Annotated in this window: 21 protein-coding genes and 1 riboswitch; of the genes, 20 read left to right on the forward strand and 1 reads right to left on the reverse strand. The window is 38.7% G+C overall.

Features of this window, described 5'->3' with window-relative positions; genetic code table 11:
- Nucleotides 1–4: 4 nt before the first annotated feature.
- From folE to ftsH, 12 genes are all read left to right on the forward strand, one after another.
- On the forward strand, nt 5–574 hold the full coding sequence (folE, locus tag VPAR_RS02500) for a GTP cyclohydrolase I (RefSeq protein ID WP_004698508.1): 570 nt from the start codon (nt 5–7) through the stop codon (nt 572–574).
- Entirely contained in the window at nt 567–1,400 is an 834-nt protein-coding gene (gene folP / locus VPAR_RS02505) for a dihydropteroate synthase (RefSeq protein ID WP_012864034.1), read from the forward strand. Before folE ends, folP begins: the two co-directional genes overlap by 8 nt.
- Nucleotides 1,400–1,762 carry a dihydroneopterin aldolase gene (gene folB / locus VPAR_RS02510; RefSeq protein WP_004698484.1) on the forward strand — a complete coding sequence of 121 codons (363 nt, stop codon included), beginning with the start codon at nt 1,400–1,402 and terminating at the stop codon, nt 1,760–1,762. Before folP ends, folB begins: the two co-directional genes overlap by 1 nt.
- A complete protein-coding gene (folK, locus tag VPAR_RS02515; RefSeq protein WP_012864035.1) occupies nt 1,762–2,232 on the forward strand; it encodes a 2-amino-4-hydroxy-6-hydroxymethyldihydropteridine diphosphokinase in 471 nt (156 codons plus the stop codon). The genes folB and folK overlap by 1 nt, the downstream gene beginning before the upstream one ends.
- Before the next feature lie 101 nt (nt 2,233–2,333).
- The gene (locus VPAR_RS02520) at nt 2,334–3,149 is read left to right on the forward strand and encodes a hypothetical protein (protein ID WP_012864036.1); all 816 of its coding nucleotides are present in this window, start codon (nt 2,334–2,336) and stop codon (nt 3,147–3,149) included.
- Nucleotides 3,150–3,243: 94 nt separating this feature from the next.
- Nucleotides 3,244–4,191 carry an L-lactate dehydrogenase gene (locus tag VPAR_RS02525; RefSeq protein WP_012864037.1) on the forward strand — a complete coding sequence of 316 codons (948 nt, stop codon included), beginning with the start codon at nt 3,244–3,246 and terminating at the stop codon, nt 4,189–4,191.
- A gap of 177 nt (nt 4,192–4,368) precedes the next feature.
- On the forward strand, nt 4,369–4,701 hold the full coding sequence (locus tag VPAR_RS02530; protein ID WP_012864038.1) for an FtsB family cell division protein: 333 nt from the start codon (nt 4,369–4,371) through the stop codon (nt 4,699–4,701).
- Between the two features lie 70 nt (nt 4,702–4,771).
- The gene (locus VPAR_RS02535; RefSeq protein ID WP_012864039.1) at nt 4,772–5,173 is read left to right on the forward strand and encodes a S1 RNA-binding domain-containing protein; all 402 of its coding nucleotides are present in this window, start codon (nt 4,772–4,774) and stop codon (nt 5,171–5,173) included.
- Nucleotides 5,174–5,270: 97 nt separating this feature from the next.
- Nucleotides 5,271–6,167 (forward strand): Ppx/GppA phosphatase family protein, encoded by an 897-nt coding sequence (locus VPAR_RS02540; protein WP_012864040.1) that lies wholly within the window; start codon nt 5,271–5,273, stop codon nt 6,165–6,167.
- Nucleotides 6,136–7,134: a tRNA lysidine(34) synthetase TilS gene (tilS, locus tag VPAR_RS02545; RefSeq protein ID WP_012864041.1), complete on the forward strand. Its 999-nt coding sequence runs from the start codon at nt 6,136–6,138 to the stop codon at nt 7,132–7,134. Before VPAR_RS02540 ends, tilS begins: the two co-directional genes overlap by 32 nt.
- 23 nt (nt 7,135–7,157) lie before the next feature.
- The gene (hpt, locus tag VPAR_RS02550; RefSeq protein WP_012864042.1) at nt 7,158–7,703 is read left to right on the forward strand and encodes a hypoxanthine phosphoribosyltransferase; all 546 of its coding nucleotides are present in this window, start codon (nt 7,158–7,160) and stop codon (nt 7,701–7,703) included.
- 88 nt (nt 7,704–7,791) lie between these two features.
- A complete protein-coding gene (gene ftsH, locus VPAR_RS02555; protein WP_012864043.1) occupies nt 7,792–9,720 on the forward strand; it encodes an ATP-dependent zinc metalloprotease FtsH in 1,929 nt (642 codons plus the stop codon).
- A gap of 53 nt (nt 9,721–9,773) precedes the next feature.
- On the opposite strand, the gene VPAR_RS02560 is transcribed toward ftsH, so the two are convergent.
- Nucleotides 9,774–11,117, reverse strand: coding sequence for a threonine/serine exporter family protein (locus tag VPAR_RS02560; protein ID WP_012864044.1), 1,344 nt, complete (start codon nt 11,115–11,117; stop codon nt 9,774–9,776).
- Between the two features lie 171 nt (nt 11,118–11,288).
- On the opposite strand from VPAR_RS02560, the gene VPAR_RS02565 reads away from it, so the two are divergent.
- The 8 genes from VPAR_RS02565 (at nt 11,289) to VPAR_RS02600 (ending at nt 20,778) form a co-directional block, all read left to right on the forward strand.
- Entirely contained in the window at nt 11,289–12,263 is a 975-nt protein-coding gene (locus tag VPAR_RS02565) for a biotin--[acetyl-CoA-carboxylase] ligase (RefSeq protein WP_012864045.1), read from the forward strand.
- 9 nt (nt 12,264–12,272) lie between these two features.
- Complete coding sequence (locus VPAR_RS02570) at nt 12,273–13,040, forward strand: type III pantothenate kinase (RefSeq protein WP_012864046.1); 768 nt, start codon at nt 12,273–12,275, stop codon at nt 13,038–13,040.
- Nucleotides 13,041–13,134: 94 nt separating this feature from the next.
- Entirely contained in the window at nt 13,135–14,121 is a 987-nt protein-coding gene (dusB, locus tag VPAR_RS02575) for a tRNA dihydrouridine synthase DusB (protein WP_012864047.1), read from the forward strand.
- A gap of 123 nt (nt 14,122–14,244) precedes the next feature.
- Complete coding sequence (gene greA / locus VPAR_RS02580; RefSeq protein WP_004695428.1) at nt 14,245–14,718, forward strand: transcription elongation factor GreA; 474 nt, start codon at nt 14,245–14,247, stop codon at nt 14,716–14,718.
- Nucleotides 14,719–14,747: 29 nt separating this feature from the next.
- Nucleotides 14,748–16,268 carry a lysine--tRNA ligase gene (lysS, locus tag VPAR_RS02585; RefSeq protein WP_012864048.1) on the forward strand — a complete coding sequence of 507 codons (1,521 nt, stop codon included), beginning with the start codon at nt 14,748–14,750 and terminating at the stop codon, nt 16,266–16,268.
- Nucleotides 16,269–16,696: 428 nt separating this feature from the next.
- Nucleotides 16,697–16,795: riboswitch (purine riboswitch) on the forward strand.
- A 61-nt stretch (nt 16,796–16,856) separates the two neighbouring features.
- The gene (locus VPAR_RS02590; RefSeq protein ID WP_012864049.1) at nt 16,857–18,200 is read left to right on the forward strand and encodes an NCS2 family permease; all 1,344 of its coding nucleotides are present in this window, start codon (nt 16,857–16,859) and stop codon (nt 18,198–18,200) included.
- Between the two features lie 101 nt (nt 18,201–18,301).
- The gene (gene guaD / locus VPAR_RS02595; protein ID WP_012864050.1) at nt 18,302–19,582 is read left to right on the forward strand and encodes a guanine deaminase; all 1,281 of its coding nucleotides are present in this window, start codon (nt 18,302–18,304) and stop codon (nt 19,580–19,582) included.
- Nucleotides 19,583–19,824: 242 nt separating this feature from the next.
- Nucleotides 19,825–20,778 (forward strand): cation diffusion facilitator family transporter, encoded by a 954-nt coding sequence (locus tag VPAR_RS02600; RefSeq protein ID WP_012864051.1) that lies wholly within the window; start codon nt 19,825–19,827, stop codon nt 20,776–20,778.
- Nucleotides 20,779–20,897 lie beyond the last annotated feature (119 nt).

A 20,897-nucleotide genomic window follows, 5' to 3' on the forward strand; every position in this document is an offset into this window, starting at 1 on the left:
ACCGATGAATCAACGTGCAAAGGACGGGATAAAGCAATTCTTAGAGGCTTTATCTGTTGATACAGAGGCACCAGAATTAGAGAAGACACCAAGTCGTGTAACAGAATTATATAGTGAATTATTCAGCGGTGTAGGATTAGACACGAAAGCTGCATGGGGAGAGACTTTTAGTACAGACTATAAAGGTCTCGTAGCAGTTACAGGGATTCCGTTTTACTCCATGTGTGAGCATCATTTATTGCCTTTTTTTGGTACCGTAGATATCGTGTACCAACCTAAGGATGGATGTGTGGCAGGACTTAGTAAGTTTCAAGATATCGTGAATATCCTCAGCCGTAGACCGCAATTACAAGAGCGGTTAGCATCTGAATTAGCTGATGCGATTATGAATGATTTATTTGCTCATGGCGTATTTGTACGCATTACATCGACTCAGTTGTGTATGCTCATCAAAGGGACCATGCAGCAAGATTCAAAGGTTATTACATTAGAAAGCCGAGGCGTATTAGCCGAAAAGGGCACATTAAGAGATGAAGCGTTGGCAATGTTAGGCGGAGGACAGGTAAATGTTTAAACGTAGAAATTATACATGGAATGATGGCAAAAGCTTATCTTTGTGTGATCGTACCCTTATCATGGGTATACTGAATGGTACACCTGACTCCTTCTCTGATGGGGGAAAATTTAATACACCAGAAACAGCTATTGCTCATGTAAAACAAATGATTGAAGATGGTGCAGATATTATCGATTTAGGCGTTGAATCTACACGCCCTGGTTCTACACCTTTGACCGCAGACGAGGAAATAGAACGCTTATCTCTATTAATAGAGCCTGTCTTACAGGCCTCTACAGTTCCTGTGTCTATCGATACATATCATGCTAAAACCGCAGAATATGCCTTCTCAAAAGGGGCACATATTCTAAATGATGTATGGGGCTTACATTATGATCCTGACATGGCCGCAGTAGTGGCTAAATATAAGGTACCTGTTATCATCATGCATAATAGTAATGATACAAATTATGGTGATATTATTGAAGATATGAAAGCATTCTTCTTCTGTGCTATCGATAAAGCGTTGAAAGAGGGGGTAACGCCACAACAAATCTGGCTTGACCCAGGTATTGGCTTTGGTAAAACTGAAGAACAAAATATTGAAGTTATGCAACGCTTGGGTGAGTTAACCGCTTATGAATATCCTGTTTTACTTGCTCCAAGCCGCAAGCGTTTCATCGGATCTATGTTAGGCGGATTGCCTCCAGAAGATCGCGATGAAGGTACGGTAGCTGCTTGTATTACAGGTGTATTCCAAGGCGTTGATATGGTGCGTGTTCACAATGTGAAAATGCACAAACGCGCCTTAGTTGTAGCAGACGGCTTGTTACGAGGTGAATAATGGATAGAATCGTTTTAAAAAATATGGCATTCTACGGATACCACGGAAATTTGGCATCTGAGCAAGAACAAGGGCAACGATTTTTTGTAGATGTAGAAATAATAACTGATCTTACAAAGGCCGGTCAAAGTGATCAATTAGAGGACTCAATCAATTATGTAGAGGTATATGAAATTGTAGAATCAATTATGACTGGTGAAAAGTACAATCTTTTAGAACGATTAGGGGCGCTTATCGCCGATTCCTTGTACCAACATTATCAAGGTATTGTAGGTCTCTCTGTAACGGTGCGTAAACCATCTGTACCGATTTCAGGCATTTTGGATTATGTTGAGGTTATCACTACAAGAGGACAAATTTGATGTATACCTATTACATCAGTGTAGGCTCAAATATAGGGGACAAGAGTGACTACATCAATTCTGCTTTTCAATCCTTACAACAACATGGGGCAATTTCTAAGCTAGTCACTTCTTCTCTTATTGAAACTGAGCCGTGGGGATATACGGAACAAGATACCTTTGTTAATGGCGTATGGTCTTGTGAAAGCACTCTAGAACCACATCAAATGCTCAGCCTTATTCAGCAATTAGAGCAGGCGGCTGGACGAAAACGATTGATTCATTGGGGTCCTCGCACGTTAGATTTGGATATTATTTTAGTGTACGATACAGAGGGGAAAATGATTTCTCTGTGTGATGAAAGTCTTGTGATACCGCATCCTCATTTTTGGAATCGTAATTTTGTACTAGAACCGCTATCTCAGCTGTTACCAACTTTCACATATAAAGGGGTTAAGGTTGCCGACCGATTATCTCAATTAGATGTATAAGCTAGAATCGTATATAAGCTAATGTTAGATACATTGTAAACATGATACATATTGTACGCATGCTTTTACGTTTTATGATTGGGGAGTCATGGAGAGCGTAGATGAATATAAAACGTATTGGATTATTTGTACTGGCACTTATTATAATGGGCATATCTTACTGGCTTGCTGTAGGGGCAAATTATGATAGCAAAACAGTACGTATTGATCCAGAAGCGCATACACTGGTTAATTCTAGTGATGCCATTATTTCAAAACGAATATTAGCTATGAAGACCAGTGGATCGCAAGTGTATTTCTTAGGTTATGAAGGACTAGGGATTTATAATTTATCTGATAATACACTTCGCTTGATGCCCATTACCTTTAGAGGGCAACATATAGAACCTCCTAAATCGGGTGATTACCAACGAGGTTTACGGAATATAACAAAGGTAAAAGCATTGTCTGACTTCAGTAATGATGAGCAAGACGAATTTAAAAGTTTGTTGGACTCTACCGATGGAGGTGCCCATTATTATGGTGACTTTTACCATTCTGGTTATGAGTCGTCTCTCATCGATTTGAAGGACCAGTATTTTATTACGAATACAGTACGTGCATTAAAACGTGTTAATCATACATTATATGTGTATGATGGATCAGGTTTTATTATTATAGATTTAGATAATCGTCGTATCCAAGGCTTTTTTAATAATCGCATTAGTGGTGAAGGCTCTAAGGGGGTGCCTGATAGTTTACGTGGACATTATGGTTCTGATTTTATTATGATATATGCATTATCCAAATTAGATCCTAAAGATTTGGATATCTTATGGTCTATGCGTAAACAATATTTAGAAAAATCTCCTCAAGCGATGGAAGAAATAGATTTGTTCCCACTCAATTTGGATGAGATGAATTTAAATGAGTTATGATTCTATTAAGGTAAATCATATACGGATATACGTGATTTAAATGATTGGCATTTGAGGATATGTTATTGTTTTATGCTAAGGTATGGAGGCTCTTATGAAGTTACGCAAGGTAGGTATTATTGGTACTGGACATGTAGGCTCTCATGTGGCATTTTCTTTGGCCTTACAAGGTGAGGTTGATGAATTATATATGATGGATATTGACGAGAAAAAAGCTCAAGCGCAAGCTATGGATATTAATGATGCCGTTAGCTATATCCCACATCAAGTAACTGCTACATCAGGTCCTATTGAAGAATGTGGAGATTGTGATATTCTCGTTTTTAGTGCGGGACCTTTGCCGAATTTGTATCAAGATCGTCTCGAGAGTCTTGGTGAAACCGTAGCTGTACTTAAAGATGTTATTCCACGTATCAAGCAATCTTGCTTCAAAGGCTTAATCATTTCAATTTCTAATCCCGCTGATGTAGTAGCCACTTATTTATGTAAACATCTTGAGTGGAACCCTAAACGTATCATTTCAACGGGAACAGCGCTAGACTCAGCTAGATTACAAAAAGAATTAGCTCATATCTTTACTATTAGTAATCGCTCTATTACGGCCTACTGTTTAGGTGAACATGGAGGTAGTGCCATGGTGCCGTGGTCCCATGTCTGTGTACAAGGTAAACCACTTTTAGAATTATATCGAGAGCTACCTCATAGATTTCCTAAACTTGACCATACAAAAGTACTAGATGATGTTAAAATTGGTGGCTATCATGTACTAGCTGGTAAAGGCTCTACGGAGTTTGGGATTGCTAGTGCTACCACAGAATTGATTCGCGCCGTATTCCATGATGAAAAGAAGGTATTGCCTTGCTCCTGTTATTTAGATAGACAATATGGAGAAGAAGGAATATTTGCATCTACTCCTGCTGTTATTGGTAAAGATGGTATCGAAGATGTTTTTGAACTGCAACTAACCAATGAAGAGCTAGCCTTATTTAAAACTTCTTGTGCTGTCATTCGTGAACATGTTGTAAAGGCTGAGTCTATGTAAGTGGATGTTTACTTTTGTATATAGAAAGTTTACATTGCATATGGAGTTTTAAATTTATACGGATTTATGTTACCGTTCTTAATGAGAAATATCTGTAATTTTCTTTAGTCCCAAGCTCTGTTATGTGGTATAATCTAAAAATGACAGTATACAGATGATGAATATTTGGGGGACATTATGACTCAGGACACTATGGATGTACAACGCCCAAAAAGGCCGCGCAAACGGGTTCGTCTTAATCGCAAAGCACAGGATCAGCGTATTATCCTCATGTGGATCAAGCGAATTGGCATAGGGATTATGGTGCTGTTACTGTTAGGGCAGGCTTATCGCTTGGTGGCTGTATATCAAGAAAAACAACATATAGAGCAACAATTGCAAGAGTTACAGCAGCGAAATGAAGAGTTAGAACAGGAAAAGGCCAGGTTACAAGATCCAAAGACCATAGAAGGGGTTGCTCGTGAGGAGCTAGGATTGGTAAAGCCTGGTGAAGTACCATATGTAAAATAGGTTATACTTTATTATTTTTTGCTTCGCATTAGTTTGTAGTTTAAGGTTTCCGCATTAATTAGGAGGTTGCATGGCAATCGAAGTTGGTAACATTATTGATGGTACCGTATCAGGTATTACAAAATTCGGCGTATTTGTTGATTTAGGAGAAAAACAAACGGGGTTAGTTCATATTTCTGAAGTAGCTCATGGGTATGTCGAAGATATTAATACTCTTTTAAAGGTTGAGGATCCGGTAAAGGTTAAGGTTTTATCCATTGATGGTAATAAAATTGGCCTTTCGATTCGTCAAACACAACCTAAAGAGGGTATGGACGAAGAAAAACGTCCTCATCGTGTTCAATCGAAACAAAGTATAGAGTCTTTCGAAGCGAAGATGAAATCATTCTTGCGCGATAGTAATGAACGATTACACGATTTAAAACGCAATACCGAAGGAAAACGCGGAGGCCGAGGCGGTCGTCGAGATTAATAGTGAGAGATGGCATTCCGCCATCTCTTTACTTATGTATGGAGTATTAACGCTATAATAGTATTAGGAGAATGCTATTTATATGTAAGGAGCGATTATGAAGTTAGCAATTATCGATATTGGCTCTAATTCAGTGCGTTTATTATTGGCTACCTATGAGAATAACGAGTGGCGTTATGAGCCTAAGCAGTTGTGGACTACTCGTTTAGGTCAACGAAATGCAGATGGTACCTTGCGAGATGAATCCATGGAAGCATCCTATCAAGCCTTTACGGATATACAAAAAATAGCAAATGAATACGGTGCTGACTATTGCTTTGGTTTTGCGACTAGTGCTGTTCGTGAAGCGGCCAATGGACTTGCATTTATGGAACGTATTAATACATACTGTCCTATGGACTGGCGTATTTTATCTGGTGATGAAGAGGCCATGTATGGCTTTTATGGCGCTTTAGGAGATCAATTAAAGGATGGACGTCATTATACGACTATCGATATTGGTGGAGGGAGTACAGAACTTGCATTAGGTAACAAGGACGGAATGTACTGGAGCCGTTCTTATCCTGTGGGAGCGGTACGCCTTCAATCTATATCTGATGAAGGCCCTCAATGCGTGTGGGAGGAAACCCGTTTTCTTTGGGATCCGATGATGATTGAAGGTGAATTTGGTGAGTTTATCGGTATTGGTGGCACTCTAACAACCTTGGCTGCTATTGATTTAGGCTTAGACCACTATGATGGTATAAAGGTGCAAGGTCACAAATTGAGCCGTGAAACGGTGGAAGGCATTATTATGAAATTACGGTATATGAGTCGTGACGAGAGACTACAAGTGAAAGGTTTACCGGCAGGTCGTGCCGACATCATCGTTGCTGGTGCAGAGATTTTAACGTCCTTTATGGATTCCTATGAGGTCCCTCATGTATTTGTGAGCGACCAAGATGGTATGGAGGCGATGGCCCGTGAATGTGAAAGCACTCATTCGAACCGTTAATCACACTTTAAAATTACATGATATATTTCCTGAGAATTGTCGTATCTTGGTAGCTTGTTCTGGTGGTTCTGATTCGATGGCTTTATTGCATTTATTGCAAGATATTGCTACACATCGCCATACAGTATATGAGCTTGGAGTTGCTATCGTAGATCATTGTATTCGTCCTGAAAGCAAGGATGAGGTCCTATGGTTACGAACTCAAGTGGACGTACTAGGACTGCCATTTTATACGGCTGTCTTTGACGTACCTAAATTGAGTCAAGCTCAAAAGCTATCAGAGGAAACTATAGGCCGCCAAGTTCGGTATCAATGGCTAACCGATATAGCACAGTCTGAGGGGTATGACTATATTGCAGTAGCTCATCATAAAGATGACCAAGCAGAATCAATTTTAGCACATCTTATTAGAGGGACTGGACTTAATGGTTTGACAGGCATGGCCGTTGTTAGTAATGATTATACTGTTCCAGTAGTAAGACCTCTGTTAGATGTCACAAAAGAAGAATTACTTCTATATTTAAAAGAGAAAGATATTTCTTACTGTATAGATAGTACAAATGAGGATGTGCGATATCAAAGAAATAGAATTCGTCATCGTATTATACCTGAGTTAGAAACTATTAATCCTAACGTTGTTAATGCCATTGTAAGACTAGGGAATTCTGTATGCGAAGACGTTTCTCTTATTTCTAATTTAACGGATATGGTGTTTGATGAGTTAGTAACTATCTCTGATGAGGGCGCGTTTATATCTCGTAGAGAGTTACGTAAGGAGCCGTTGGCTATACAACGTCGATTGTGGCAAAGACTGGTGAGCATCCTTGATTCTGAAATTAAGCTTACCACTGCTCATCAAGAGCAATTACTGGACATTGTTAACACTGGGGAAGAGAAAACTTTCAATATAAAAAGTATAAAAGTAAGTGCTCAATGTGATACAATAAAAGTATATTGCAAACATTAATATGAATCGCGGAGGTCATATAGATGCATCAAGATGCAAAAGATATTTTATATACAGAGGAACAATTAAAGGCTCGTGTGGCTGAATTAGGTCGTCAAATCAGTGCTGACTATAAAGGGGAATCCGTAGTTCTCGTAGGTGTATTGAAAGGTGCTATCGTTTTCTTTACAGATTTAGCTCGCTCTATCGATGAGAGTGTGGATGTAAGCTTCGATTTTATTTCTTGCTCTAGCTATGGCAGCGGTACAACTAGTACAGGGGTAGTTCGAATTTTAAAAGATTTGGATCGCTCTGTAGAAGGAAAGCATGTACTCGTTGTAGAAGATATTGTAGATACGGGTACAACATTACATTACTTGCTAGAAAATTTACATGCTCGTGGAGCTAAAAGTGTACGCCTTGCAGCGTTGTTGAATAAGCCTGAACGCCGTAAAATGGATGTAGAAGTAGACTATGTGGGCTTTGTCATCCCTGACTACTTTGTTATCGGCTATGGTTTAGACTATGCAGAAAAATATCGTCACTTACCTTATATAGGTATTTTAAAGGAAGAAATGTATCAAAATTAAAAATATGATATAATATATGAGTGCATCTCTCAATGAGATGTACTCAATTCGTTTATGCCACTAAACTATTATTGAAAGGGGTAATATTTTGGGTCGATTTACAAAAAATATCGTCCTTTATTTACTTATCATTGCCGCTTTCGTTATCGCCATTGACGCTTTCTCTGGTCAAAGTGCGAATAAATCTGAACTCAGTTATACAGGATTTATTCAACAAGTACAACAGAAAAAGGTTGAGTCCGTAACGATTACCAATGATCATGGTATTAAAGGTAAACTAAAAAATGGAACAGAATTCAATTCTTATGCGCCAACTGATGAAACGTTAATCAAAACTTTACAAGATAATGGTGTAGAAATTACTGCAGCTCCACCTGAGCAACCAGCTTGGTGGATGAGCTTGTTAGGTTCTGCTATTCCAATTATTATTTTGGTTGTATTGTTCTTCTTCATCATGCAACAAACTCAAGGTGGCGGTGGCCGAGTGATGAACTTTGGTAAAAGCCGTGCTAAATTGATGGGTGAAGGCAATGTAAAGGTTAGCTTCAAAGATGTAGCTGGCGCTGAAGAAGCAAAACAAGAATTAGAAGAAGTAGTAGAATTCTTGAAGGATCCAGGCAAGTTTACAACTATCGGTGCTAAAATTCCGAAAGGTGTATTATTGGCAGGGCCTCCAGGTACAGGCAAAACATTACTTGCTAAAGCTGTTGCTGGTGAAGCAGGGGTACCATTCTTTACGATTTCTGGTTCTGACTTTGTAGAGATGTTTGTTGGTGTTGGTGCTTCTCGTGTGCGTGATCTTTTCACACAAGCGAAAAAGAACGCTCCTTGTATCATCTTTATCGATGAAATCGATGCGGTTGGTCGTCAACGTGGCGCCGGTCTTGGTGGCGGTCACGATGAACGTGAACAAACATTAAACCAATTGCTCGTTGAAATGGATGGTTTCGGTGCTAACGAAGGTATTATTACTATCGCTGCAACAAACCGCCCAGATATTCTAGATCCCGCACTTTTACGTCCAGGGCGTTTTGACCGTCAAGTTATCGTAGGTCGTCCAGACCTACGCGGCCGTGAAGCAATCTTGAAAGTTCATGCTCGTAATAAGCCTTTGGCTGATGATGTAGACTTGAAAATAATTGCGAAGAAAACTCCAGGCTTTACTGGTGCAGACTTGAGCAATTTGTTAAATGAAGCAGCTCTTTTGGCGGCTCGTCTTAACAAAAAAGTAATTACTATGGCTGAAGTTGAAGAAGCCAGTGAAAAGGTTAGCATGGGTCCTGAGCGCCGCAGTCACATTGTGAGCGACAAAGATCGCAAGTTAACAGCGTACCATGAATCTGGTCATGCTATTGTGGCACATCTATTGCCTCATGCAGATCCTGTTCATAAGGTAACAATTATTCCTCGTGGTGCAGCTGGTGGCTACACTATGATGCTTCCAACGGAAGAACAAAACTACAAAACAAAATCTCAATTATTAGCAGATATTCGGGTGGCTCTTGGTGGTCGAATTGCAGAAGCCTTGATTTTAGATGAAATCAGTACAGGTGCTTCTGGAGACCTTCAAAGTGTAACCAATACTGCTCGTGCTATGGTAACTCGTTGGGGGATGAGTGATGAGCTTGGCCCTATCGTGTTCGGTGAACAACAAGAACAAATCTTCTTAGGAAAAAACCTGGGCCATGAGCGCAACTATAGTGAAGAAATCGCTGCGAAAATCGACTCTGAAATTCATCGTATCGTAGAAGAAGCTTATAAAGATGTAACAAAACTTCTTAGCGATAATGAAAAATTCTTACATGACATGGCAAATGCTTTGTTAGAAGAGGAAACAATCGATGCGAAAGCGGTAGATAATCTTTACAAATATGGTACAACAAAAGAACCTGAAGCTGAGGAGCCTAAAGTAGCTTCTGAAGCAGACAGTAGCATAGTACCAGAAGGTGTTGATGCTAAAAAAACAACTAGTACTGTAGCAGATCTTAGTGAAGCATCATCTAATGAAATTAAATAATGGATTTTGTCCAAATGAAAAAGAGCTAGCCTTTTTAGAAGGCTAGCTCTTTTTTACTGTCCATCGTTTATATGACGTGTGGCAAGAAGCTCTGTCATGCGCTGTTCTTTTAGTTTTTGCAAATATTTTTGTGCCAAAACATTTGGTATAGCTACACCGATTGCTATAGCTATAGTTGTAAATGTGCCAGTTACACCATTTTGTATCATAAGGATTAGACTAGCATCATTTAATGCATTGATGTGTAACATGTCGAAGAGAAATCGGTAGTACAGTATACCGGGCATTAATGCGATGGCAGACGGCACGATAATGATAGTGCTAGATGTTTTTAACCAAGTAGAAACTTTTACAAAAATAATACTCATAATGGCAGCACCAATAAAGGTAGCACCTGGTGTAGAAAATCCTAATTCTACGGATAGTATATTGCGAATACATACACATAGTACGCCACCAATACCAATGGATACTAATAGTCTGACAGGAGCATTAAAAAGTACCGCAAAAGCGGCTGCAGCTGTAAAAGAACCGATAACTTGCTCTATGGAAATAACATGAGGTTTAATATCAACAAAATTAAATGCTGGTGCAGGGCTAAAGTAGAGTGCCATGGCCATACCTAAAGTCATGCTACCCACGATGAGTAGCGTTCTAATGGCTCGTGTCATGCCCGATAAAATATGATTATTAATGATATCGATGACACAATTGATCAATGGTACCCCAGGAATCATGAACAAGGTGCAGCAAACGAGTACATATAGTAAGGATTCATTATTTACATGACTATAAAAAGCGTAAGCCGATATCATGGCACCAAATCCGCCTAATGCGATTCCTACATATTCATTAAGCCCTAATCTGCCTGATAGGGTGCGCGTAAAATAACCAATACTAGAACATATGATAGTAACGATAAATGCGATAATATCGCCACTGTAAAGGTATGCAAGACCTGCCGAACCTAGTGCACAAGCTAGTCCTTTTATCCAGTTTGGATACGTTGGTATAGTTGTATCCAGTTTGGCAATTAGTTGTTCATAGGTCGTTAGTGAGTAATGTCGCTCAAAGGCGCGCCATGTGAGCTTTGATACGGCATTGATCATAGCCATATTCGGAATATGAACCGGTGTTTTTCTGAAGACCGTTATGGATCGTTCTTTGTGTAATAGATTGACCATAATAGTGGTATATGAAATATGGATATTTAAGTAATCATGAGGAATTCCCATAAATGTTGCGGCTTTTAGCATTTCCTCAATGATTCGATTTGTATTTGCCCCACATTCCATTAGTAACTTCCCTATGTTGAGTAGTACATCCAGTTTTCGATGAATATGGATAAAAGGGTTCTCTAAAACTTGATTTTTCTCTTCTAATGTAAACTGTTTCATATATCTCTCCGAAGAATAATAGATAGCATTATTGTTATCTATTTTTTTATGTATACCTTTATACTATATACATTATAACATTAATTATTTTAAATAATCCTTGCATTTTACAAGGTACACTTGTACAATCGAATTGTAAACCTAGGTTGACAAAGAAAGGGGCTCTAAACTATGCGTGATGAAGTGCTAGAATTCTTGAGACAAAACCAAGGTAGTTTCGTATCGGGACAAGATATGTCCGAAGCCTGCCATGTTTCGCGCACAGCTATTTGGAAACATATCAAGGCGTTACGTCAAAAAGGCTACAAAATTGAATCTTATACCAAGAGAGGGTATCGATTATTGGAAGAACCTGATTTGTTGAGCCCCTTGGCAATGAAACAAATCTTAAAAACAGATGTATTTGGTAAACGATATGTTTATATGGATACCACGGAGTCTACGAACTTAGAAGCTCGTTGTTTAGCTCAACAAGGTGCAGAAGAAGGTACGGTTGTGGTTACTGAGGAACAGGCTGCTGGTCGTGGGCGTTTATCTCGTGGTTGGTATTCTCCATTTGGCAAGGGCTTGTGGTTTAGTTTGATTTTACGTCCTGATTTTCCACCTGTAGAGGCTCCAAAGTGTACGTTGATGGCTGCAGTGGCTTTAACAAAGGCCTTTCATAAGATAGGACTCACTGATGCGGGGATAAAGTGGCCTAATGATATTCTTGTGAATGGTCGTAAGCTAGTAGGTATTTTGACAGAAATGTCTGGTTCTATGGAAGAAATTTCTCATATTGTAATGGGCATTGGGGTTAATGTAAAAACAAAACAAGAAGAACTACCAGAAGAGTTAAAATTAATTGCGACATCCCTTGCGATGGAAGATATTGATATTGAGCGCACAGAAGCATTTAGACTTATATTAGAAGAATTAGAACATCAATACTATGAAGTGCTCGATAGTGGCTTTGACGAAACCCTTAATGAATGGCGTCAATTATCTGTTACTCTCGGTGAAGAAATTGAAGTGCGTGCCCCTGGCAATACCTATGAAGGGGTAGCTAAAGATATTGATGAAGATGGTAATTTATTAGTAAGAATCTCGGATGGGACAATTAAACGTATTGTGGCAGGGGACGTATCAATTCGTCCGCGTAAATAGGAGGCATTAATGTTATTAGTAATTGATGTGGGAAACACCAATATTGTTCTCGGTGTATACGACAAGACAGAACTTGTGGGGCACTGGCGTATTTCCACAGATCGGGTCCGTACCACCGATGAATATGGCATGCTGATGATGAACTTATTCTTCCACGATCGTAAGGTTGATGTAAAAGATATTAATGCTATCATTATTTCCTCGGTTGTACCACCATTGATGCCTACATTAGAGCGCGTGTGTTTGCGCTACTTTAATGTAAATCCTCTTATTGTAGGTCCAGGCACTAAAACTGGCATCGCTATTAAGTATGATAATCCTCGTGAAGTAGGGGCTGACCGTATCGTAAATGCCGTAGCGGCACATGAACTTTATAAAGGTGATTTAATTATCATCGACTTTGGTACCGCTACTACTTATTGTGCGGTACAAGGTAATGGCGACTATGTGGGCGGAGTTATTACTCCAGGGGTAACAATTTCTGCAGAAGCTTTATTCCAACGGGCGGCCAAATTACCTCGTATCGATGTGAGAGACCCAGGACAAGTCATTTGCCGAAATACGGTGTCTTCTATGCAATCTGGTATGTTCTACGGTTATGTAGGTCAAGTAGAGGGACTCGTGTCTCGTATGAAAGCGGAAATGGGAGATCATGTAACTGTAGTGGCTACAGGTGGTTTGGCACAGCTTATTAGCAGTGCTACAGATTGCATTGACCATGTAGAACCAATGCTTACATTGGAAGGCTTACGCCTTATTTACGAAAGAAATAAATAATGCTACTATAATATAGTTACGTATATGTAACGAAGTAGTGTACATTCGGGTACAGCTTATGCTGTACCTTTTTTATTAAGGGAAATAGAATTATATGAATAATAAACTGTGGCAAATTGGGGCTGTCAAAATTGATGGTCAAGCCATATTAGCGCCTATGGCAGGGGTTAGCGATATTGCGTATCGACTATTGGCCAAAGAACATGGTGCAGCCTTGGTGTGTACCGAAATGGTCAGTGCTATGGGCATTAAATATAAGAATGAGCGTACTCATGAATTATTGCGCATTGAAGATGTAGAACGTCCTGTATCTATGCAAATTTTTGGCTCTAATCCAGAAGCAATCGCTTTGGGGGCTAAGGTTGTGGCCAATGCTGGCGCCGATATTGTAGATATAAACATGGGCTGTCCTGTAAAAAAGGTGGTTACCTCTGGCGATGGTTCAGCACTTATGAAAAATCCTGATCTAGCGGCGCGTGTTGCAGAAGCAGCTGTTGAGGCTGTCGATGTACCTGTTACTGTAAAAATGCGCATCGGTTGGGATAGTGACTCTATTAATGTAGTGGATTTTGCAAAGCGCATTGAGTCTACAGGTGTAGCTGCTATTGCCGTACATGGTCGTACAAAGGAGCAAATGTATAGTGGGCATGCGGATTGGTCTTATATTAAGGCTGTGAAAGAAGCTGTATCTGTACCTGTACTTGGCAATGGTGATATTGTGGAGCCTGAAGATGCTAAGCAAATGCTTGATGAAACAGGCTGTGACGCCGTAATGGTAGGTCGTGGGGCACAAGGAAACCCTTGGATATTTGGTCGCATTCACCACTATTTAGCTACTGGTGAAGTGTTACCAGGACCGACCGATATAGAGCGTCTAGATATGTTATTAAAGCATTTTGACTTGTTATGCCAATACAAGGGTGAAGGTATGGCCGTTAAGGAGATACGGACTCATGCGGGGTGGTATATGAAGGGATTACCAGAATCTGCATATTGGCGCAATCGCGTGAATACAATTCAAACTGTAACGAGCTTTCACAATGAGCTAGAATCGTATCGCAAAATATTGTCCGAAGGTTAGTCAGATTGACAAATGAATAGTATTTTTATATAATGGTTGAGATAATTTAGAAACAAAAGATAAGGTGTCATCTTACTATGACACTTTTTCTTATTATTTATATGTAGAAAGAGTGGGGTACCCATGGCAGATGTAAAAGAAACATTACTTACCGCCGAAGGTTTAAAGAAATTAGAAGAAGAATTAGCGTACTATAAATCTGTACGCCGTATTGAAGTATCTGAACGTATTAAAACTGCTATTGAATATGGCGATATCAGTGAAAACTCTGAATATGATGATGCAAAAAATGAACAAGCTTTTATTGAAGGTCATATTGTAGAGTTAGAGAATAAAATTAACACTGCGAAGATCATCGATGAATCTGTTAAAGGTGATGTTGTATCTGTAGGTAGTAAAGTTACTGTACTTGACACTATGTACAACGATGAATTGGAATATGTTATCGTTGGTTCCTCTGAAGCGGATCCATTTAACAATCGTATCTCTAATGAATCTCCTGTAGGTAAAGCTATTTTGGGTAAACGTAAGGGTGATGAAGTAGAGGTTTCCACACCAGATGGTCCTGTAACATTCAAAGTGTTAGCAATCCAATAATTTACAATTACCGACAAAGAGGCGATAACATGAGTGAAGAAATTAAAAATATACAAGAAGAGCTGAATGAGCAAATGCAAATTCGCCGCGATAAATTAGCCGAATATGAAGCTGATGGTATTTACCCATTTGGTCAACGTTTTGTCGTAAAAGATTACGCAAAAGACATTAAAGAAGACTTCTTCTTGAAATATGATGGTCAGCCTGTAGTTATTGCAGGTCGTTTGATGACAATCCGTTCCCATGGTAAAACGGCATTTGCGAATATTCGTGATAAATCTGGTGATATTCAAGTATACTTCCGTAAAGATGTTTTGGGCGAAGAGGCTTATAAATACGTTAAAATGCTTGATATAGGTGATATTATCGGCGTAGAAGGTCACGTATTTAAAACTCATACTGGTGAAGTTACCATTAAAGTTAACAAATTAACATTGTTATCTAAGTCTTTACGTCCATTACCAGAAAAATGGCATGGATTAAAGGATACAGAACTTCGTTACCGTCAACGTTATGTTGATTTGATTGTAAATCCTGAAGTACGTGATACATTTGTAAAACGCTCTCAAATCGTTGCTAAAATTCGTGAATACATGATGCGTGATGGCTTCATGGAAGTGGAAACACCGATGATGCATGCTATCCCTGGTGGTGCTGCTGCACGTCCATTCATCACTCACCATAATGCGCTTGATATCGATATTTATATGCGTATTGCACCAGAATTGTACCTAAAACGTTTAATCGTTGGTGGTATGGACCGCGTGTTCGAAATGAATCGTTGCTTCCGTAACGAAGGTATCGATAATCGTCATAATCCAGAATTTACTACTATTGAATCTTATCAAGCTTATGGCGATGTAGAGGATGCGATTCGCTTAACAGAAAATCTTGTGTCCTACTGTGCTCAAGAAGTACTTGGTACGCAAGAAATTACATACCAAGGTACAGAAATTAATTTGACTCCTCCTTGGAATCGTATCACAATGGCTGAAGGTGTAAAAAAATACACTGGTGAAGATTTTGATGCAGTCACAACTGTAGAAGAAGCTCGTGCTATTGCTGATCGCTTAAATGTAGAATACACAGAAAATGATGGTATTGGTAAAATCTTAAATCTTTGCTTTGAAGATTATGTAGAAGAAAACTTGATTCAGCCAACTATCGTATATGGTCATCCGAAAGAGATTTCTCCACTTGCTAAAGCAAGTCGTGAAAATCCATTGGCTACAGAACGTTTTGAAGCATTCATCTATGGTCGTGAATTGGCAAATGGCTTCTCCGAGTTAAATGATCCAATCGATCAAAAACAACGTTTCTTGGATCAATTAAAAGAACGTGAAGCGGGCGACGATGAAGCTCATCGTATGGATGAGGACTTCGTAACAGCTCTTGAGTACGGCTTGCCTCCAACAGCTGGTCTTGGTGTTGGTATCGACCGTCTTGTTATGTTCTTAACAGATTCTGCATCCATTCGCGATGTATTATTGTTCCCGTTGATGAAACCAGAAGCTCCTAAGCATATTGAAGCTGAAGAAGCAGCTGAATAATCGACACTATTAAGGCTCCCTACTGTTTGAGTAGGGAGCTTTTTATATATTTATGAAATATTTAGTATTATATGAATATCATTTTAAACCTGTTACTACGATAGTGCCTATAAATATATATTTAAAAATGAATGCTATCTGTAATTTTATACGGTAGATTGATGGAATGGTTAATATGCTGAGGTCGTATTCCAGTACATAAGTATATAACAAAATTAACGATATAAAGTCTATAGAAAATAATTTCTAAAATAATAAAATAGTTTATGATTATTCATCAATTGTTATTGACAGTGTATAAAAATAATTTTATACTAAGTTTGAGATGTGGTATTTACATAATATATATGATAAAAAATCATGCATATAAAGCTTTTTCTTATTTATCTTCGCTTTATCGAATTTGAATGTGATGATATAGATTAACAGTATAGAACTACTACATACCTTGTATAACCTTGACGGGATGGGTCAAGTCTCTCTAGCGTGAACCGAGATTTACGGCTACAAGAGCTTATTTATGATGCTCTTGTAGCCGTTTTTTATTTAACTAAATTTATGTTTCTAAAAGTTTAGGAGGTAAGTGCGATGAGTTTAATGGATTATGAAAGAGGTAATCAGGCTAATGGTTGTCTTGATCGATTTTTCAAGTTGACCAAACATGGAACATCAGTAAAAACTGAGTTCTTTGCAGGTATTACAATGTTTATTGCATCCGTGTATATACTGGCGGTAATACCAAATTTACTATCTGTATCAGGAATGCCTCATGCTAGTGCCGTGGCGGCTGTAATTTTAACAACTGCTTTTGCAACTATGCTTATTGGCTTAGTAGCAAATGTTCCCGTTATCGTAGCCCCTGGCCTTGGCCTTAGTGCATTTTTTTCGTATACCATTTGTGGTGCCATGGGCCTTAGTTGGCAAACTGCATTAGGTGCCGTTTTTATTTCCGGTACAGTATTTGTTATTTTAACAGTTACCAAAGTTCTTAATAAAATTGTAGATGGTATTCCACAAGTACTGAAAACCTCTATTGGTGTAGGTATTGGTTTATTCGTTGCCTTCATTGGCTTTAAAAATGCTCATATTATCGTACCTAATAATGCTACCTTTGTAACGTTAGGTAATATGCAAGATCCAGCAGTATTATTGACTTTGTTAGGCTTATTTATTACTAGTATTTTGCTAGCAAAACAAGTTAAAGGCGGTTTGCTCATTGGCATGGCGTTCACTACAATCGCAGCAATGGGATTAGGTTTAACTAAGATGCCTACTACAAGCGCGGATATCTTTAACTTGATACCACCAGTTCCGGTTGATACATTCGCTCAGCTAGATGTAATGGGCGCTATTAAATATGGTATCTTTTCTATTATTTTTTCTATTACCATTGTAGATATGTTTGATAATATCGGTACATTAATTGGTGTAACGAGAAAAGCTAACTTGGTAGATGAAAATGGTAAGTTCGAAGGTTTGAACAAAGCATTGCTATGTACGTCTATTGGTGCTGCAGCAGGTGCCATTGTAGGTACTTCTACAGTGACTTCTTATATTGAAAGCGCGGCAGCCGTTGCCGACGGTGGTCGTACAGGTCTTACGGCAGTAGTAACTGGTCTGTTATACTTGGTATCCTTGTTCTTTGCACCATTGTTCTTATTGGTGCCCGTACAAGCGACAGCTCCTGTACTGATCACCATTGGCGTATTTATGATGAGTGAAGTAACACATATTGATTTCACGGATTTCACGGAAGCATTGCCAGCATTTTTAACAATTCTTCTTATGCCATTAACATTTAGTATTGCTCAAGGTTTATCCTTTGGCTTTGTTTCTTATACATTAATTAAATTGGCTACAGGTCGTCGTCACGATATTCATCCTATTATGTACATCATGACTGTGGCGTTCATCATTCACTTTGCTATTTAAATAGCATATACTATGAATCATATAGCATAGTCTATTAAAGGAAAATCTAGCGTAGTATATGGGTGCAGTACTTTATTGCTCTGATCACGCAAGGAGGTTATATGAATTCGACACTTATTTTAAAAGGAAATATTTTATATACACCAGATCCCTCGGCATTTGTATCCATTCAACAGGGTTATGTTATTGCTGTAGATGGTGTGGTTGTTCATTGTGGTGAAAGTATTCCTACAGTTTATACAGAATATGATGTTGTTGATTACGGTGATAATCTCATCATTCCTGGCTTTGTGGATACCCATGCGCATGCACCACAATATTGTAATCGTGGACTTGGTATGGATAAGGAACTTTTACCGTGGCTTGAGACTTATACATTTCCTGAAGAGGCAAAGTTTAGTGATCCAGATTATGCTCGCCTAGTTTATGGTGCCTTTGTTCACGACTTATGGTGCAATGGTACAACGAGAAGTATTTTGTTTGGTACAATCCATAAAGACAGCACATTGGTGTTGATGGAGCTTTTACAAAAAGCAGGATTGTCAGCTTATGTGGGCAAGGTAAACATGGACCGTAATAGTCCGGAATTTTTGATTGAAGAAACGAATCAATCCTTAGCTGATACTAAAGTATGGTTAGATGCGTCAGCTCAATTTGGACCTTTAGTAAAACCAATTATTACCCCTCGTTTTGTACCATCTTGTACAAGTGAACTCATGACAGGACTTGCTAAATTAGCGAAAGAATACGATGTTCCTGTTCAATCTCATTTGTCGGAAAATCACGGAGAAATTGATTGGGTTGCAGCTTTACATCCTGAGTCGTCAAACTATACAGATGTGTACTATGAACATCATTTGATGGGTACTGTGCCAACTGTAATGGCTCATTGCATTCATTTGAGCGATGTAGAAATGGATCGCATGGCTGAAACGCAGACCATGGTATCCCATTGTCCCTATTCAAATGTAAATCTTTCTAGCGGAATTGCACCGATTCGTAAGCTGATTGAGCGGAATATACCAATCGGTTTAGGCTCCGATATTTCTGGTGGACATATTGTATCGATGGCAAAGGTCCTTACTGAAGCTATTGGTTTATCCAAAATGAAATGGGCTGAAGTAGACTCAAACTATGCACCGCTCACCCTAAGTGAAGCCTTCTATATGTCTACAAAGGGTGGTGGACAATTCTTTGGTCACGTTGGAAGCTTTGAAAAAGGCTATGAATTAGATGCCCTTATCATTGATGATGCCTCATTGTTCGATCCAAATGAACGTTTTTTAGAAGAGCGCTTAGAGCGCTGGTTATACGTAGGGGATGATCGTCATATCATTGAACGCTATGTGGCTGGTCGCGTAGTTCCGAGTCCAAAAGGGTAAAGTTTATATCTTACAGAAAAGAATACTGATATATTTAAAGCAGCTAGTTTGTATATCCTTCAAACTAGCTGCTTTTCGCTGTATTTTTCAGAACCTGACCGAGGCGTCAGATAAACTTTGGACTATGATTTATAGCAGGTTTTATAGGCTTCCTGTTTATATTATTAAACAGGGTGATTTTGCTCATCAATTCACTTGGTGTATAATAAAAAAATGTACAAATTAAGAAAGTGGGGATCTTAATGGATATATTAGGAGCAAGGCGCTCTATTGAACAAAAGCTACTAATGCAATCTGTTGCTTTGATGGCGCTAGTTGCGGTGAGCGGTACTGTAATGGGGATTGTGACAGGATCTAGTGCAGTGTTGTTAGATGGGGTATTTTCCTTCGTTGATGTTGTTATTAAGATTATGATGCTTATGACAGCCAAGTTAGTTGCTAGAGAAACGAGTAAGCGATTCCAATTCGGTTTTTGGCAATTTGAACCTCTGGTGCTCGCCGTGGAGGGCTTTTTTATTCTTCTCATAGTAATTTATGCCTTATCTAGTGGCATTACAGATCTTTTGTCTGGTGGACGTCACGTAGACTTCGGACCAGCTATTTTCTATGCTATATTCTTTACCGTTGCAGATACTGCTTACTATCTTTATGTACGTCGTATTAATAAAAGTTTACAGTCTAACTTGATTAAATTTGATAATGTAAGTTGGTATGTCGATGCTTTGTTAGAAGCGGCTATCTTGATTAGCTTTATTGTGGCTACTATGCTAGAAGGTACTGAATATGCTAGATGGGCTACTTATATTGACCCTATTGTATTAATTATTTTAGCTGTACAAATGGTACCGTCGGCATTTCGTATTATTGTGCCATCCATGAAACAAATATTGGGGTGGGCACCAACTTCATTGCATAATGAAGTGCAAGAAATTATGGATCGCTTTATGGAAAAGTATAATTTTAAAGATTATGTGACGAGCGTGCAAGTATACGGCAATACTCGAATTATTGAAATTGATATTTTAGTTCGTAAAAGCTTTCCCTATCAAACCATTGCTGAAATTGATGCTATTCGCAATGAAATTGACCAAGAAATTGGTGGTAACCCAACGGAAAAATGGGTAACCATTTCTTTTACAGGCACGCGTAAATGGATGGCAAAAGATTATTTGCTAGATGAAGAAGATGATGAATAATATAAATTATTAGTGTGAAGACTAGTATATAGCACATAATTTAATGATAAATACACCAATATATGGTATACTTAAACGTATTGAATATATTGTGCGTAACATAGTTGGAAAATGAGGTT

The sequence above is a fragment of the Veillonella parvula DSM 2008 genome (genome assembly GCF_000024945.1).
GTDB lineage: Bacteria > Bacillota > Negativicutes > Veillonellales > Veillonellaceae > Veillonella > Veillonella parvula.